This is a genomic window from Macromonas bipunctata, assembly GCF_002837135.1.
GTDB classification, from domain to species: Bacteria; Pseudomonadota; Gammaproteobacteria; order Burkholderiales; family Burkholderiaceae_C; genus Macromonas_A; species Macromonas_A bipunctata.
This window is the reverse complement of sequence record NZ_NWBQ01000050.1, coordinates 13627-30178: the sequence shown is the minus strand read 5'-3', so window position 1 is coordinate 30178 and position 16552 is coordinate 13627. Positions and strand designations below refer to the sequence as shown.

The following is a 16552-nucleotide window of genomic DNA, read 5'->3' as shown; positions in this document are numbered from 1 at the left end:
CGAATTCTGAGACGACCCCTTGTAGCGGATCGGCTGGCCGTCCGGGCCGGGTTCAACATGCACCACGCGGCACACCTCGCCGCTCTTGGTGTTGACTGTATCGACCAGCCTCAACACGCGCGACGCGTCTTTTGCGGCCGGGTCGGCACCCAGAAACGCCAGCCGCTCCACCAAGTAGCGTTGGCAAGCGTTCCAGCGGGGCAAGGCTTTGCGCGGCAGAGTGCCGTCGAGCAACCACTTGGCCTGTATGCCTCGCCCCGAGAACACCAGCAGCGACGGGGCCGGGATGCCTTCCTCGCCGCAAAAGTACAGCACCGTCTGGGCCAGCCGCTCGGGGCTGCGTCCCACGGCCCAGTCTTGGCGGTAGGTGTCGAGGTCGGCAAACAGCAGCCCGATACGGGCCAGATTAACCACCCGGCGGTTGGGGGCAATGAATTCGGCCTGCGACAGCCACGTGTCCCGGGTGTGGTCGAGGCGGGAGAGCACCACTGGCATGTCCGACAGCCGGTAGCTTTGCTGGTGCTTGTCGGAGCGTGCGTTACTCGACAGCAGCAGCGAGAAGAACCCGTGCCGGCTGGTGTCGTGGTAGCAATTGGCCTCGTCGAAGGGGCTGAATTTAAGTTGGGCTTGCGCCATTTTGGGTGTTCCGGTTGTAAGACAGGAAACCGGGCGCTAAAATCGAGGCCAATTGTTTGTGTTAGCCCTCTTAGGTTTAGCACTTTGGGTTGGGGTAGTTCCACCTACCTTGCCCCTGGTTTTTTGCCCTGCCAAGCCCCGCCAACGAGCGGGGCTTTGCTTTTTATGACTTCGGTATCGTACCGGAGATTCAAGCGCGTCAGCCTTGCGCCGGGCTGTCGATACGCACGGTTGATGACGGCGGCGCGGTGCGCTACACTGGCCATCGTCGAAAGACACCGGGTTTGGCGACCTGGCATCAAAAGGCGCAGCACGCCGCTTCCCCACCTGTTGGGCCAGCGGCTTTTGCATCTCTGCGTGAAAACATGGCTTCCCAGCTTTTTTGGTGAGCCGTGTTGGGACACCCGCAAGGGTGTGCCGGTTCCTTTTGCCGGTTCGCCAACCCGACACGGCTTGCCGCCTGCGTTTGGCGACGTGGGTGGCAGGTTGAACAACCTCATCAAAAGGAGCCCTCTCATGGCTGACACCCCTTGCGCTGCCACCACAGTGCCCAGCATTCCGATTTTTCTGGCCCGTATCGGCCACGTCGAGCAACCATGCGTGGATGCGCGTACGCTACATACCCAGCTTGAGGCTGGCAACAGTTTTTGCCATTGGTTCAACGCCCGGGTGCAGAAGTACCGCTTGCAAGCCGGCCGGGATTACGCACCGACCGCAGAACCCGCATGCGATGCGCAGGGCCTGCGGATCGGCCGGCCCCCCAAGAACTACCACTTCGGGATTGAAACGGCCAAGGCATTGAGCCTCGCAGAGGGCACCGCAGCCGCGCAAGGCATCTGGCGGCAGCTGATTGGACAGGAACCCGATGTGGTGCAGTCTCCAGCAGACACGGGCAACGATTACGCGCGCATCAGCACCACGCAGGCGCAGACCTTGCGCGAGCTGGTTACCCAACGCGTCTATCGAACCTCGCTGCATTACCAAACGGTCTGGACCGCGTTCCAGCACCGTTTTGGCGTCAACAGCTACCAACACTTGCCCGCAAGCCGGTTCGATGAAGCCTGCGCTTACCTGCGGGACACCTCGCGGATAGCAGCACCTGGGCCACACCAGCAGTCGGCAGCTCCTTGGGCCACAGAGGTACAGCACGCCATCAACCGCCGGGCGTGGGCCCTGGCTGCCGACACCCTGCCGCTGTTCCAGCAGTTCCTGGAACGCTACGTGAGCGAGCACACCAACGGCCGCTACAGTGCCAATGAGGTCGCGGCATTGCTGCAACCGATCCAGCCGGACGATTGCCTATCACCGCGGTACACCGACAAGCTGCGTCAGGCCAGCGACATCGTCTGCGATACCCAACGCAGCACCAACGAGCTGTTTGAACGCATGCAAGCGCAGCTCAAGGCGCTGGTGTCGTAGGCGGCTACAAACCAAGGCAAGCCGCCCTTGTTTTCAGGGGCGGCTTGCTCATCACCTCCTTGAGGCGACCCATGTCGTACCGGCCAGAATGCGATAGCCGTTGCCAGTCCTTGAGGAATTGCCGGGTGTAATCCGATGCCCGTGGCAACTGGGCACGTTTACTGGACGCCGGTTTTTTCATCAAGGTCAAGGTTTTTCAACAAGGCAACGGCATCAGCAAAACGGGCCTTATGCCCCTGGACGATGTCGCGTGCCTCGGCCATTGCAGCGCGGCTGATGGCGTTGGGTGCCTGCACAGCAAACGGCAGCTCCCGATCCGCCACGACACGGGTGAGGAACACGCGCACCGCATCCGACAGGCTCAAGCCCATCGAGGACAGCGTTTGCGTCGCTTGCTCCTTGAGGTGTTGGTCCACGCGCACGTGGAGCATGGTGGTGTTGGCAGCCATGGCAAGACCTTTAAAGATACAAATTGAGATACATTGTATTCACTCGCCATCCACGCACGCCGCCATCACCTGTTCGCGCATGCCGTCCCAGCTCTTGGGACGACGCAGTGCCGTGCGCCCGCTCAGGGCCGACTGCATGTCGGAGACGTGAAACCACGACCGCTGAACCATTTTTACTGTTTTTTCGTGGAAGGGGTGGCCCTTCTTGAACTGCCGTGCGGCCTCGGGCATCATGTCGATGACCTTGGTACACGCCTGGTTGATGATGGCCAGCTGCTCCTGCAGGCAGCGTTCCGCCTCGTCCGGTGAGGCCAACTCGGCTGGCTCCTGGGGCAACAGCTCGGACGGTGCAGTGACTGGCGCTACCGGCGCTGGCACGCGCTGCAAGTTGTTCACCGCGTCGAACAACCGCTTGACCGCCTGCTGCACCGGCCGTTCATGCAGGTGTTCGTCCAGTTCGGGCAGGCCTTCCAGTTCGGACAAGTGCTGGATGGCGGTGCCCAAGGTGCCCAGCACCTGCTGGTGGCGCTGACGACGCTCGAATTCACGCTGGCGTTGGCGTGCTGGCTCCAGTACCCGGTCCTGCAGGCGTTGCATCAACGCCAGGTAGCGTTCGGGCTGGCCGCGGGTACCTTCACGCAACAGCGCATGGAACGCCGCCGGCAACTCCGTGACGTTGACCGAGCACGAACCAAGGTAGCGTTGCACGGCATGGCCAGCACCGCCATCGGGTGGCTTGCAGTATTCGTTGGCGTACAGCATCACGCTGGTGCGGTTTATCTTCATCGAGATGGAAGGGCCGGTACTGCCGGCCAGGGACACAGGCAAGGGTTTCAGGTTGGACATCAGTATCAAGGGTCATGGCCCACACAGCTGTGGGGTGTCTGGTAGGTATAGGCACGCGACACGGCCAAATCACCACATTGGCCAAAAAAAATTGGGGTGATCCGACCTGCACCGGCCAAGCCTTACCGGTGAATGGCCTTACCACGGGCCCGCCACACCGGGTGAGTGCAGCACCGACGGGACAGCCACCATGCCCCAATCGAACCGCACGAGACCAAAGCCAGGACGCCAACGCACAACCAGCCAGCGCATCCGACCACAACCTGGAAGCCACCAGCAGGGCCGTAGAGGGTGATGCGACGCGGTGAGCACCCTGTGCCACGACCACGCAGCCCACTGGCCTGTGGCACTGTCCCTCGGCGGCCACGGCACGGCACACCCTGAGGTTGACCGAGGGCGAATTCAGGTGTGAGCGGACGGTGGAGCCGGTCTGACCGGTGCATTTCACCGGGTGAGGGTATGTGGTACCTGGCCATGCCAAGGTGAGGCGTACGGATGAGCTGGCCTGCCCTGCGTGGCACCACCGGGTGAGTCCCATGCGGTGTATCCGGCACCACCATCCGACCTCCACCGGTAGAAACCCGCTGGCCCAGTGCGACGGACAACGGCCAGCCCCTCAGCGTGCTGACAGCTCCAGGCGCTCGCCATGGCCGACTTTCTGCACAAAGTACAGGTGTGGCAACTCACCCGTGTAGCCGCGGGAGCGTGCATGCTGCAGCAAGGCCCAGGACTGCTCGCGTACGCCGTGGAATCCCGGCTGGTGGGCTACCCGTTGTAACGAATCTGCAACCGCAGCGTAATGGTGCTGGCGCAGCTGCTGGTTGAGCAACGCGTAGGTATCGGCCATCTCGGCCTTGGTGCGACGCCAGGTCCAGCTGGTCTTGCCACCGGTCTCGGGTCGACGTACCAGCTCGTAGTTCAGCCAGACGAGGCGCTTTTTCTTGTCGGTCACGTCGTGCAGCTGCTCGTGCGATTCCAGTTGGCCAGGCGTGAACAGCATCAGCCAGTGCACCGTTTGCGCATCAGGCGGGTAGTACATCACCAGCAAGGCGTTGGCCAGGCCATGCTGCTTGCGGGTGATGCGTTGGGCTGGAGTGGCGCCAATGGCGTGGCGCTGGTGCAGTTTCTGGGCCAGTGCGTGGGCCTTCTCGGGCTTGACTTGCCCGTAGGTGTAAAAGGTGTAGCCCTTGGGAATGCTGTCGAGGACACGGGCCAGGGCGGCGGTCTTGGATGAGGCGATGGGGGTAGATGCAGGCATCAGGAAGCTCCAAAAAAGGTTGAATGCCTGCGTATAGCGTTGTTTTGGGGCTCAAAACAGGGTTTTTGGGGTGTGATTGGGTGCGGCAAAGCCGCACGTATTGATGTTCCGACCGAAGGGAGGATGACTTCCGAGCTTTTGGAGCTATACAACTGTAGGTAACAGTGGGTAAAGGCGCAGAAACCGGGGTGAAAGCTTTCGGTTGGGCCACACGCGCGGCGGTTTGCTTTGAAGCTCTTGGGGTGTCCGACACCCGGGCAGGTGCTTGAAAGCAGACCGCCAAGCTGCAACACACACGGCCGAAAGGCCAGCCGGAGCGCCACTCCGGCAGTGACATGAACACGCCAATTCAGTCACGAGCAGACGCTGTAGCCGCATGCCTCTAATAGGGCTGGTGCGGTTGCGAAGGGCGCTGGGGAGTGCAACTCTCCTCTTCGACCCAATCAGTCATCTGATGGCCCGGCAGGCATGCCGGGCGAAGTTGGGCGACCGTGAAACGGCGCTGGGCAGGAAATGGCCCAGTGACCTGGTTATGTGTGAAAGTCGGACAAGGCCGACCGGCGGGACGTATCGAAAGAGCGTAACGCCTGCCGCACAGGATGGCTTCTGAGGCACTGGTGACAGTGCAGGGCGTGGAGGGGAAACCTGGAAACGCTGGCACCTCGGGAAACCGGGGGTCGATGGATAGCTCAAACCTGTAACGGCACCCTGCGAGGGTGCTGTGCGGAGCAACGTGGAGCCATAGGCATGAAGCCGTGGTTCGTAGTCGATGATGCAGACGGTGAGTAAAGGAAGGGCTCTGGAACATCGCCTCCTTGAAATCTGCGGAAAGCCGAAAGGCTAGCCGTCTTGCTGAGACAGTGGCGCCACGTTGCGCAGTAGCGGTAATCTAAACGGGGATCCTCTTGGCCGACCAACTCGGGTGGCACCGGTTGGGCTTGACAGCCGAGAGGGGGAGACCGATGAGTAGGGTTTGACCTGTAGTGCGATACGACCGAAGCACATGGGGAGCTGTCTTTGACAGCAACGGGTTTGGCGACCCGTTTCCGAAAGTTGGAAGCGTTTTGCGACAGTGTGTGTCTGCCCAGCAATGGGTATTTTGAGGGGCTTGGCGGCCCGTTGCAGCCATGTGCCAATCCCACGCCTTGGCGGGCGTGGGATTGAACCAAAATCTTGGCGGATTTTGCAGTGGCAAAGTTGGGTATTTATCTTGGACAAATCGTAAAAAAACTCTTCTCTTTTCCCCCGGTCTCGCAAGAGCCGGGGGTTTTTTCGTTCTGGTGCGCCAATCCGACGTTCAGAGTGCCAACGCAGCCTGCGCCTGAGCAATTGGCGTTCGCCCGGACAAGGCTTGCAACAGCTCGGCACGTTGGCTGTCCAACACTTCTACACGGCCACGCAGGCCTGCGGCTTCTTCACGTGCCGCAGTCGCCAGCTCGCGGGCCTGGGCCATTTCGTTACGCAGCTGCACCAGCTGGCCATTGGTCTGCTCCACAGCTTGCTGATAGCGCAGTGCCTCGTCACGCGCGTGATGCACATCGTTTTCAGCCGCCGACTTGACGTTGGCCAGCTCCTGCCAAACCATTTTGAGCTCGTTGGCCGAGGCCTCACGCAAGCTGTCGAGTTCAGTACGCAAGCGTTCGGCGATGTCGCGGCTCTGGGTCAGCTCGGCGGCGTGGGCCTGTGCAGCGGCATGGCCAGCTTCCTCGGCTGCGGCCAGACGTTCGCGCAGCTGGGCAAGTTCGATCGCCTGGGCTTGCAGCTGCGCCTGGGAGGCGGTCAGCTGGTTGGTCAGCGTTTCGACCTCAGTCTGGGCCGCCATAAGTTGGGTGTCCAGTTCGTTGACGGCGGTAGCGGCTTCGGCCAGCTCTTGCTGGGCCTGTTGCTGCTGCTCGCCACTGGTACGCAACACCTCTTGCACACGGCCGTTCGCAGCCTGAACCGCCTGGTCGTTGAGTTCGACCACCAACGCCATGATGCGTTCGTTCACCGTTTGCGTGAGGCTGGCTACCGCTTGCATCAGCTCTGGCGGCAACTCAACCACGGGCTGGGTGGATGCGGCGGTATTCAGGCTGGCCAAGTGGTCGTCCCACACCTGCCGCAGCCGGGCGGGGTTGCCACCACCAATCTTCTGGCGCAAAGCGAAGCCCGTGACATTGCGCCCAGCCTGGCGCAGTTCCAAGCCGGCTCGGATGATGGCTTCATCGGAGAATTCAACTGGACGCATGGCGGCTCTTGTTAGGGTACGGGAGCCACATCATAGCACAAACATACAAATTAACGAATAAACAAACAAATTAAGAAACAAAGAAATAAATTGTTTTCAGAGGTTCAGTGATGGGAGACGCAAGAGGTGTCTGCGCCGTGCGTTCGTTCTGCCACCGTGCCCATGCCTTGGGCTTCGGCAATGTGACGCAATGCGGCCAACAGTGCGGCCTGCCCACCCGGTTCTTGTGCTTCTTCCAAGGCAACGGCCAGGTACTCGGTAGCAAAGGCCGGATCGGCTCTCAACAGTTCCACCACAGCCTCATCGTAGAGACGGCTTGCGGCTTGTGTGCTCATATCGGTTTCGTACTTGCTGAACGCCACCGGGCCACCGCCAAACAGCTTGGCCGCTTGCGCCTGGGCGAGTTGGTATTGCTTGCGAACTGCCTTGATTTCGTCACCCGTCAGCAGGCCATCGACCTGTTTGCGGAACGCCATGACGATGCGCTTGTTCAGCTTGCTTTCAGCCATGCCCACAAAGTCGGAGGTGCAGGTGTCGCACTGCTGGTAGTGCGACACCTGCACCTCCGACTTTGTGGCCCTTGTACTCGTATTCCACCATCTGCATGGATGGGGTGACGTGGCCTTCACCGCAGATCGGGCACAGTTCTTGTGCGCTCATCGGGGCACTCCTTTCTCACGGAAAATTTCAAAAAATAGTCCATCCGCATTGAGCGCTCCGTCGCCGGAGCCGTCTCCACCGCGCTGGCGGTTGTGCCGCACGGGGCTGCTGGCGTACGCTGTAGTCCGTTTTCTGCAACGCAAGAAGCGGGCTGGGCCGAGTTGTTGGTCACTGCATGTGGCTCCTTGACCCGGTTTTCTGTTCCACTGCACCTCAAACCCCATTTTCCGCACCGCACCATGAACGCACCACGTGATACCAGCTACGAGGACGAGCTGATTCAAAGCCTGACCGGTCCCGCCGAGGCCGCGGCCTACCTGGACGCAGTCATGGAGCTGGAAGACGCACCAGCCTTGCTGCTGGCATTGCGCCAAGTGGCCAAGGCCCAAGGGATGGCAGAGACTGCACGCCATGGGCTTGCGCCTGAGCGTGCAACCGTTGACCGCAGCGCAGGGATTGCTGGGAAATATCCAATGTGGAATGGCGCCCACATCGCAAGGCTGCGCTGACCATGCTGTCTGAAAAAGCCATGCTGACCCTGGAGGCCAATATTCCCAAGTTGGCCTGCAACGCCTTTGAGAAGGCTTACTACGATGCCCTGACAAACAGTGGCAGGGTATTGCGCGCCATCAATGGGCAGTTGGTGGAAACGACGGCCGAAGGTCTGGATCGGGTAATCCGCGACCTACCGGCACGAACTGTAGTGAAAGTCGGCACCCGGCTGGTGCGAAAGGTGCGTCCAGAATCAGGCTGATGGCAGCGTTTCTTCGGGCTGGATGTCCGGCTTGCGGTGGCGCTGCTGCTGCATTTCCTGGGCACGGGCCCGTTGGTTCTCGTCGATGGGTTCGGCCGGGTTGCCTTCGAGGGTGAAGCGGTGCTCGAACTTGAGCATGCCGCTGAGGTACTGCGGCTTGGCCACGTGTGCGTACATCACGGACTTGATGGCGTCGGCAATGAGCAGGTTGGAGCAGCCCTCGGACTCGGGCATGGCGCGCACCTGGGCAAAGAAGATCTTGTGTACCCCCAGGGCCAGCGGTCGCAGGCATTCCACGTCGTCCACCTGCACGGTGTCGCTCATCACGGCGTAGCTGTAGATGTGGCTTTTGACGAAGGGGCGCAGTTTGCGGCCTTGCGCTGCGCGGCGGGCACGCTGCTCCTCGTTGAGGCGGCGGTTGGCCTCGGTCTGGGCGTCCTTGGCGGCCTTGCGCTCCTCGGGCGTGGGTTTTTTGGCCTTGGCCGCCTTGGCTGTGGGCGCGGGCTGGTCGGTGGTGTGCGCTGGGGCGGCTGGCTCGGTCGCAGGCTTGCTGGCCTTGGCCAGCTTGACCTTGGTCGGCTTGGGAGCAGGTTGCTGCGCTGCTTTATCCGCCTGATCGGCCCCGGGCGAGGGCTGGTTGGCCTTGGGCGGCGGGGCAACATTGACCACTTTGACGAGTTTGGCTCGCCTGACCACCGGCACTTCAGGCTCAGCGGCTACAGCCACAGGGGCGGGCTGGACAGCGACCGACTCTGGGGTCGGGGTGGACACCACTTCCGGGGTAGCCGGGTCAGCGGGGGCAGGGGTGCGTTTTTTCAGGGAGAGAGTGGGTCTCATTTCAGTTTTTTCGGATCGGAAGGTGTTGTCGGCAATGCTGTTGCAACCCTGGCACAGGTGTTACTTTTAAAGAAATGCAGAAAACCTTAAAAACACAAAACATTGCAGGTAGCCCTCAGAACACGGTGGCCAGCATGTGCCGGTAGGGTGGTCAGGGCATCGCCAGACTCGTGCGCCAGGGGGCTGAAGTCGGGTTTTCTGGCCTCGAAGCCCGTGGGCGTGGCCTGCAGGACGCGAATGTGGTCGCGGTTGACTGTGGTGAGGACCTGCGGGCTATGAGTCGTGACGATGAACTGGATGCAGGGGAAGGCCTCCATGAGCTGGCACAGCACGACCTGCTGCCAGCGCGGGTGCAAGTGCATGTCCACCTCGTCAATCAGCACGACACCACGGGTCTGCCGTGCCGCCTCCAGTCCCAGGTGGGGGTTGAGCTTGATGCAGCGGTAGGCGATGTCGCCAATCATGGCCAGCACGCTGCGAATGCCGTCGCTGAGCTGGTCGGCACTCAAGGTGCCGTGCTCCTCGTGGTGCAACACCAGCGATTTCTCGTGGGTGATGCTGTATTCGAGGGAGTGCCAGCCGGTGGTCGACCGCAGAAAGCCGTCAATCGACGCACGCACCACCTGCAGGCGCTGGTACGCCAGTTGCAGGTCGAACGGGTCGGCCAAGCCGTCCAGTTCCTTGAGCCGCTGCTCCTTGTGGCTTTCCGAGGCCCAGATGAACCACGCCTTGAAGTGCTTGTAGGTGGAGGCCGGATCCAGGCAGTCGCGGTACGCAAAGGTGCGGATGTAGAAGTCCATGTCCTGCGTCTCGTCCTTGGCCTTCTGGGCCTTGGTCAGCTTCTTTTCCGACCAGAGCCGACCGGTGCAATAGTAGCCAAAGACGTTGAGGTCGTGTGCATCGGCCTCGCGGTCGCGGATGCGCTGCTGCTGTTGGGCCGCCCACTGCTCCATCTGGCGCGTGTGGGCATCGCTCCTGGTCTTGCTGTTGACTTGTTCGCTTTCGCGCCACCGTTCCCACTGCACCGCCCCGGCACCGTAATCGCCCTGGATGTGAACGCGTGTGGGCAGGCAGCGCGACATGCTGCCATCGGGCATGCGCTGCAGGCGCACGTCCTTGACGGTGATGCCGTTGGCCGGGTCGTTGTAGCCGCTCGATGCCAAGTCAAAGCTGTTGACGTAGGGCCACAGCGCAATCCGCAGCGCATCCAGCACCGAGGACTTGCCCTGGCCGTTTTCAGCCACCAGCACCGTCAATTGCGGATGCAGGTCGATGTCCAGCGACGCGAAACACCGGAAGTTGCTCAGTGTGAGCTTGCTCAAGCGCATGGAACAGCTCTCCTTGTGGGTAGTTGGGGCAAATTTGGGCTCACGATTGGTGGTCTGGCTCAGGGCTGGACGGCACGCTCGGCTTGCAGTGCAACGTACAGGGACGTCTTGCTCACCTTGACCCGTGCGGCGGCCTCGCGCACCGTCAGTCCTTGGGCCATGTGCGCCTTGGCACGCTGCAACTTGTCGGCGGTGACCACGGGCTTGCGGCCACCCTTGCGTCCACGGGCCGCAGCAGCGGCCAGCCCGGCCCGGGTGCGTTCCCGAATCAGGTCACGCTCGAACTGGCCCAGCGCGCCGAACACGTGGAACACCAGCCGACCGCCTGGCGTGGTGGTGTCCATGTCTTCGGTCAGCGAGCGAAAGCCCACGCCGCGCGCCTGCAATCCATCGACCACCTCAATCAAGTGCGGCAAGGAGCGGCCTAGCCGATCCAGTCGCCAGACCACCAAGACATCGCCATCGCGCAAATAGGCCAGTGCAGCGGCCAGTCCGGGGCGCTCAGCCTTGGTGCCGGACGCCGTGTCCTCGAAAATCTTCTCGCAACCCGCACGGTGCAGTGCGTCGGTTTGCAGGGCGGTGTCTTGGTCTGCCGTCGATACCCGCGCGTAGCCTATGAGCGCCATGCCTGTCCCTATCCTTGTGTCCGTTTTCCTGTCCGGTTATCTTATTGTCCGAACTGCGGTCAATTTCGTAGTTGTCGGACAGGTGTCCGACGATTCTAACCAACGAGTGTTTGACGGACACCTAAGAATCAATCTCAAAATTATCGAAATCCGCTATCGGGCTGCCGCACCTGGTGCTGGACGCTTGTCATGCTGATTTGATGCCCCTACAATAAATCAGCCATGAAATTCACCTTTGACCCGGCCAAAGATGCCGCCAACATCCTCAAGCACGGCATCTCACTGGCCGATGCGCCGCTGGTGTTCAATGCGCCCGACAAGCCGCCGCGCATCCAAGCAGGAAAGGAAGTTGTATGCAGGCTGGCAAGAAACACACTGACCGCCCGGTAGCCATTGGCACCGACTGGGAGCGGGTCAAGCGCGAGGCCGTCCAGGATGCGCCCGTCCGCTTTGATGCCGACAGCGAACCCTACGATCCCAACGACGAGCAAGCCGTCACCGCCTACTGGAACGCCGCCACCATCAAGCGGGGCCGTGGCCGCCCTGCCGTAGCCGTCAAGCGCCCCACGCTGAACATGAGAGTGGACGCGGATGTGCTGGATGCCTTCAAGGCCACCGGCCCCGGCTGGCAGACCCGTATCAATGCGCTGCTGCGCGATGCGGTCAAGCGCGGCATGGTCGGTGCCTGAAGTCGGTTCAAGGTGTGGCAGGCCCCTGCTGGTGCCGCTGCAACCCGCCTGAGAAAACCCAGGAGCAGGGTGGCCGCTGTGGTATGTCTATCTGGGGTACGCTTGATGAATACCGAAAACTGGCTGATTGCCAAGGTAATTTCTGGTGGTCAGACCGGTGCGGATCGCGCCGCGCTGGACTGGGCCTGCGAAAACGAGGTACCTCATGGTGGCTGGTGCCCCAAAGGCCGTATGGCCGCCGATGGCCCGCTGGCACCACACTACCAGTTGTGCGAGACCGATTCCGCCGGCTACCGGCAACGCACCAAGCTCAACGTCAGGGACAGCGACGCCACGCTGGTGCTCAACACGGGCACACTTGATGGCGGTACGCTGCAAACCGTACGGTTTGCCCAGACCTTGAAAAAACCGCACTTGGTGCTGCAGCTTGACGAGTTGACCGCACCACAGGCCGAACAACACGTGCGGGCATGGCTGCTGTCTGGCAGATTCGGCGCGCTCAATGTGGCCGGCCCCCGTGAGGAAAAACGGCCCGGCATTTACGCGCTGGCCAAGGCATTGTTGACTATGTGCTTCCTCGACCAGGAAGAATCTCTGTAGCTTGCTCTACCCCAATTAACCCACACAAAAACATAAAACCACAAATACAGAATTCATGATTTCAATGCAATCCTGACTTTGGATGTGCCCCTACATTCCCTCAACATCCATCCCGTGTTCGGCCAACCACGTCCTGCGCTGAGCGTAGTCGGGCATTGCGCGCTCCACGCGCAGCCAGAAGGCCGGGGTGTGGTGTGGCTCGTGCAGGTGCGCCAGCTCATGCACCACCACATACTCCGCGATGCGGGCGGGCAGCAAAATCGTCTTCCAGTGGAAGTACAGCCAGTCGCCTTTGCCGCAAGAACCCCAGCGGTAGCCCAAGTCCTGCACCTTTACCCCAGCCGGTACCACTTCCATGCGTGACTGGTAGTCGGCCACCCGACCCGACAGCCAGATACGCGCCTTCTCGCTGTACCAGCGGATGAAATGACCCCTAGCGTCGGCCTGCGCATCATGGCGCAGTACAAAGCGACCATTCACCAGCTTCAAGGGCAAGTCTTGGTCATCGACCCATTGCAGCCGATAGCTGCGCCCCAGGTACAGGAAGCCCTCGCCGCCGACGAACGCCTTGGATGGGGCCTGGCGTTGCAACCGGTCTTTCTCGGCCAACTTGGTATAAATCCAGAACCGCTTCTCGTTGACAAATGCACGCAACCGGTCAATGTCCACCTCGGGTGGTGCACTCAGAACCAGCTCACCCGTTCGTTCCACCGTGATTTGCATCGTCCGGCGCCGGGCGCTGCGCCGTAGCGTGAATTGCAAGTCGTCCACCTGGATGCAGGTTCCCGCCTCCACAGAGGGGCTATCCGTTGGATGGTCGGCAGGTTGCAAAAGGGCCAGCATGGGTTTAGGCCTGCATCAGCTTGTCGTGGTTGGCCCGCGCCTGTTCCATCAACTTGTCCGCCAGCACACCGGCCTTATCGGCATTCACCATGGGCGGGCGCAGGCGCATCAAGTGCTCAAACAGTTGCGTGTTCAGGTCTTCCTGCGCGGCCGGTTTACTCCAAATGCCACGACTGCCTTGCAGCTCCTGCACCAGCAGATCCACCAGTTCCACGGTCACCTCGTTGAGCCGCAGCAACTCGGCGGCTGTGGGCGCCTGGCCGGCACACACCACGTCCAGCACCGTGCGCAGGAAGGGCGCACAATGCTCGGGCAAATCGCTGGGGGTATCGCCACTGCCGGCTTTGCCTGAGCGCAGCTCGTCGATGAGCGCCTGTAGTCTGGCGATGACCTCGTCCCACCTTTGGCCCAGCGTTTTGAGGATGTCGTTCAAGTGCTCCGACAACTTGCGGTACAGCACCGGGTCTTCGTCGGTGTGCTTGCGGATGTGCGAACGGATGGCATGCTCCATTTCGGAGGCCTTGGCCCGGTCGTTCGCGGCCCGGGACACGTGCGTCTCGAACTGGGTATCGGTCAGCTGAATCGGTGGGATTTTGGGGTCAATCCCCAGAGAGATGACATGGTCGTCAATCAGCTTTCGCACCTTGGCACCGACATCCTTGCCCAGCACTGGCGTGTCTTTGTAGCGGTTGCGGGCGCGGGCATAGAGGTAGGCCAGGCGCTTGGCATCGCCGCAATAGGGCAAGCCCTCCGGTCGCGGCAACACCGTGTCCAGAGAACCCAGAAAAGCCTTGAGCTTGACGTTGAAATCGGCGCGCAGACGCTCGTCGCCCAGTGCGGTAAGGCAGGCCTCGGTGTCGTCCAGCGACTCGATGCCCTGGCGGCGCAGCACATCCACCACGCGCAGATGTCGCTCGCGCAGCACCGGCACCTCGTCCTTCAAGCTGGCCAGTGCGCCTTCCACATCCTCGTCGGCATAGGCAGCCAGGGCTTCCTTCAAGTGCTGCGCCACACCGTAGTAATCCACCACAATGCCGCAACGCTTGCCAAAGCCGGTGCGGTTGACGCGGGCAATGGCCTGCAGCAGTTCCGCCTCACGAATCGGGCGGTCGAGGTACATCACTCCCTCAATGGGGGCATCAAAGCCAGTGAGCAGCATCGACTTGACGACCAGAAAGGCCAACGGGTCGGTTTTCTCGGGCTTGGCGTGGAACAGCGGCTTCTTGAAGCGCTTGACCAGCTGCTCGTGCGCCGCGCCGTCGGTCCACGGCTTCCACCCTGGGTCGTCGTTGTTGCTGCCCGAAATGATGGGGGCGAATTCGATGCGCGCCAAGGTGTCGCGGTAGCGCCAAGCCTGCACCACCGCCTGCACCTTGGCCGGGCGCTGGCACAGCGCCTCGTCATCCAACGCCTTTTCTTCGGGCGAGAGCGCGTCGGCCTGGGCCAGCAACGCATCGCGGGCCGCGCGCAGCGCCTCAAAGTAACGGATCGCCGCCAACCGGCTGTACGCCACCACCTGCGCCTTGTAGCCGTTGGGCAGGATGTTGGTCACGTAGTGGCGCAGGATGTCGGCCGCCTTGTCGGCAATCAGCTCCGGGGCATCAAAGATGTGGCCTTTGGTGGCGTATTTTTTCTTGATGGCCTCCAGCTCCTCTGGCGAATGCTGGCGGAACAGGTCTTCGAACAGCTCATCCAGGCTGGCCCCGTCCTTGATGGCACCGTTGGCGGTGCGGCCCTCGTAGAGTACCGGCACCGTGGCGCCGTCTGCCTCGGACTCTTTGAGAGTGTATTTGTCAATGAACGCGCCAAAGATGTCGTGGGTGCGCTTCTTCTCGCCCATGATGATGGGCGTGCCGGTAAAACCAATTTTGGCGGCATTGGGTATGCCCGCCATCAGGTAGGCGTGCGAGTCCTTGGTGTGGCTGCGGTGCGCTTCGTCCACCAGCACTAGGATGCTGTCGTCCTCGTTGAGTACCTCGAACTTCTGGTTGGCCATATCGCTTTTGCCATAGGTGGCCTGTGGCTCTGCCACCTTAGGCAAATCGGCCGCGTGCAGGGGGGCATCATCCACACTGTCCGGGTCGCGGTACTTTTGGATCGTCGCAAACACCAGGCCGGGGCCTTTGCGCTGCACCAGCGCCTTCACGCCCGCGATGCTTTTGGCCACTTCCACCACCTCCCCGGTCAGGGTGGCGGTGGCGGAGAGCTGGCCTTGCAAGTCCTTGCGGTCGGTGACGACGATGACCTTGAAGCGCCGCAGTTGCGCGTCTGCGCGTATCTTGCGCACCAAGAACACCATGGTCAGGCTCTTGCCCGAGCCCTGGGTGTGCCAAATCAGGCCGCCACGCTGGTCGTGTTCGCCGTGCTGGCGGCGGGTTTTGCCAGACTTGAGCCGGGCAATCGCCCGGTTGACAGCCCGGTACTGCTGGTAGCGGCACACCGTTTTGATGGTTTGCCCACCCGCCTGCATGAACAGCATGAAGTTCTGCACCACATCGAGCAAATGCGCGGGCGTCAGCAGCCCCACAATCAAGCGTTCTTGTTCCGACAGCACAGACTTGCCCAGCGCCTGCGCTGCCTCTATCTCGCTGCCGGTGCTGTCGGGGCCGACCACCGTTTTCCACTGGGCGTAATGCTCAAAGGCTGCGCCGACACAGCCCACGCGGGCCTCGTCAAAGCTGGTGGCCACCAACAGCTGATTGGTGGTAAACAGGGCCTCGTTGCCCTCGTTGTCGTCCACCTCGAACGCGGCTTTGCGCTGGTTGCTGTAACGGCGCAATTGGTCCACGGCCTCGGCCAGCGGCTCCGAGACGGACGGGCTTTTGCACTCGACTACCACCAGCGGGATGCCGTTCACCAGCAGCACCAGATCGGGAACGATGAAGGCCTTGCCGGTGTTGAAGCCGGGCGGGCAATCGACGCGGTACTGGTTGATGACCGTGAAGCGGTTGTTGGCCGGGGTATCCCAGTCGATGTAGTGGATGGTCTGGCCGCGCCCACCGTTCCAACCGGGCAGTCCGTCCACGGTCAGGCCACGGATCAACAGCGATGTCGCTTTCTCGTTGGCCTCCACCAGCTTGTGCGTGCCTAAGCGGGTGAGGGCAGAGACGGCCTCCAGCAGCCGCGCATCGTCCAGCCAGGGGGCACCGTCCGGGCCGGGGTTGAGGGCGCGCAGCTGTTCGCGCAGCACACCCTCCTGAATCACCTCGGTAAAGCTGCCGCGCCCGGTCACCGCCGGGTCGTCGAGACTGCCCTCGATATGCGTCCAGCCCAGCCCTTGCAGTTGGGCGACAAAGGGTTTCTCGACGTCTTCCAGTTCCCAGCCCATTTTTTATCTCCCTGAAGAACCATAACGGCCCATAACCAGCCCATAACAGCCC

The 16552-nt window shown here is 61.7% G+C and carries 16 protein-coding genes and 1 pseudogene; 6 read left to right on the top strand and 11 right to left on the bottom strand.

The features are described 5' to 3' along the window. Positions 1-636 (bottom strand): annotated as a pseudogene (locus tag CON76_RS07670) (RepB family DNA primase); the annotation flags it as partial. A gap of 486 nt (positions 637-1122) precedes the next feature. On the opposite strand from CON76_RS07670, the gene CON76_RS07665 reads away from it, so the two are divergent. Next, positions 1123-2055 (top strand): antA/AntB antirepressor family protein, encoded by a 933-nt coding sequence (locus CON76_RS07665; RefSeq protein ID WP_169929013.1) that lies wholly within the window; start codon positions 1123-1125, stop codon positions 2053-2055. A gap of 158 nt (positions 2056-2213) precedes the next feature. Here CON76_RS07665 and CON76_RS07655 read toward each other — a convergent pair whose 3' ends face one another. From CON76_RS07655 to CON76_RS07635, 5 genes are all read right to left on the bottom strand, one after another. Next, a complete protein-coding gene (locus tag CON76_RS07655) occupies positions 2214-2504 on the bottom strand; it encodes a type II toxin-antitoxin system RelB/DinJ family antitoxin (protein WP_101102776.1) in 291 nt (96 codons plus the stop codon). 39 nt (positions 2505-2543) lie between these two features. After that, the gene (locus CON76_RS07650; RefSeq protein ID WP_101102775.1) at positions 2544-3350 is read right to left on the bottom strand and encodes a hypothetical protein; all 807 of its coding nucleotides are present in this window, start codon (positions 3348-3350) and stop codon (positions 2544-2546) included. A gap of 616 nt (positions 3351-3966) precedes the next feature. Continuing rightward, positions 3967-4608, bottom strand: coding sequence for a hypothetical protein (locus CON76_RS07645; RefSeq protein ID WP_101102774.1), 642 nt, complete (start codon positions 4606-4608; stop codon positions 3967-3969). 1297 nt (positions 4609-5905) lie between these two features. Beyond that, entirely contained in the window at positions 5906-6835 is a 930-nt protein-coding gene (locus tag CON76_RS07640; RefSeq protein WP_101102773.1) for a DNA-binding protein, read from the bottom strand. A 104-nt stretch (positions 6836-6939) separates the two neighbouring features. After that, on the bottom strand, positions 6940-7392 hold the full coding sequence (locus tag CON76_RS07635; protein WP_205758206.1) for a type II TA system antitoxin MqsA family protein: 453 nt from the start codon (positions 7390-7392) through the stop codon (positions 6940-6942). Positions 7393-7734: 342 nt separating this feature from the next. Here CON76_RS07635 and CON76_RS13290 point away from each other — a divergent pair, with 342 nt between their 5' ends. Beyond that, entirely contained in the window at positions 7735-8004 is a 270-nt protein-coding gene (locus CON76_RS13290) for a helix-turn-helix domain-containing transcriptional regulator (protein WP_205758205.1), read from the top strand. A gap of 2 nt (positions 8005-8006) precedes the next feature. Next, complete coding sequence (locus CON76_RS07625) at positions 8007-8249, top strand: hypothetical protein (protein ID WP_240592806.1); 243 nt, start codon at positions 8007-8009, stop codon at positions 8247-8249. Here the strand turns inward: CON76_RS07625 and CON76_RS07620 are convergent. The 3 genes from CON76_RS07620 to CON76_RS07610 all read right to left on the bottom strand — a co-directional run bounded on the left by CON76_RS07620 (position 8241) and on the right by CON76_RS07610 (position 11040). Next, complete coding sequence (locus CON76_RS07620) at positions 8241-9086, bottom strand: ProQ/FINO family protein (protein ID WP_145995381.1); 846 nt, start codon at positions 9084-9086, stop codon at positions 8241-8243. The two genes, CON76_RS07625 and CON76_RS07620, sit on opposite strands and share 9 nt — an antisense overlap. 86 nt (positions 9087-9172) lie before the next feature. Further along, positions 9173-10414 carry an AAA family ATPase gene (locus CON76_RS07615; protein WP_101102770.1) on the bottom strand — a complete coding sequence of 414 codons (1242 nt, stop codon included), beginning with the start codon at positions 10412-10414 and terminating at the stop codon, positions 9173-9175. Between the two features lie 59 nt (positions 10415-10473). Continuing rightward, entirely contained in the window at positions 10474-11040 is a 567-nt protein-coding gene (locus CON76_RS07610) for a recombinase family protein (protein WP_101102769.1), read from the bottom strand. Between the two features lie 222 nt (positions 11041-11262). On the opposite strand from CON76_RS07610, the gene CON76_RS12870 reads away from it, so the two are divergent. From CON76_RS12870 to CON76_RS07600, 3 genes are all read left to right on the top strand, one after another. Beyond that, on the top strand, positions 11263-11430 hold the full coding sequence (locus tag CON76_RS12870) for a BrnT family toxin (protein WP_145995380.1): 168 nt from the start codon (positions 11263-11265) through the stop codon (positions 11428-11430). Further along, complete coding sequence (locus CON76_RS07605) at positions 11394-11729, top strand: BrnA antitoxin family protein (RefSeq protein ID WP_101102768.1); 336 nt, start codon at positions 11394-11396, stop codon at positions 11727-11729. Before CON76_RS12870 ends, CON76_RS07605 begins: the two co-directional genes overlap by 37 nt. A 105-nt stretch (positions 11730-11834) precedes the next feature. Further along, positions 11835-12329 (top strand): putative molybdenum carrier protein, encoded by a 495-nt coding sequence (locus tag CON76_RS07600; protein ID WP_101102767.1) that lies wholly within the window; start codon positions 11835-11837, stop codon positions 12327-12329. Between the two features lie 90 nt (positions 12330-12419). On the opposite strand, the gene CON76_RS07595 is transcribed toward CON76_RS07600, so the two are convergent. Both CON76_RS07595 and CON76_RS07590 read right to left on the bottom strand, forming a co-directional pair. Next, a complete protein-coding gene (locus CON76_RS07595) occupies positions 12420-13172 on the bottom strand; it encodes a M48 family metallopeptidase (protein WP_101102766.1) in 753 nt (250 codons plus the stop codon). Between the two features lie 4 nt (positions 13173-13176). Beyond that, positions 13177-16500 carry a type I restriction endonuclease subunit R gene (locus CON76_RS07590; RefSeq protein WP_101102765.1) on the bottom strand — a complete coding sequence of 1108 codons (3324 nt, stop codon included), beginning with the start codon at positions 16498-16500 and terminating at the stop codon, positions 13177-13179. Between the last annotated feature and the right edge of the window lie 52 nt (positions 16501-16552).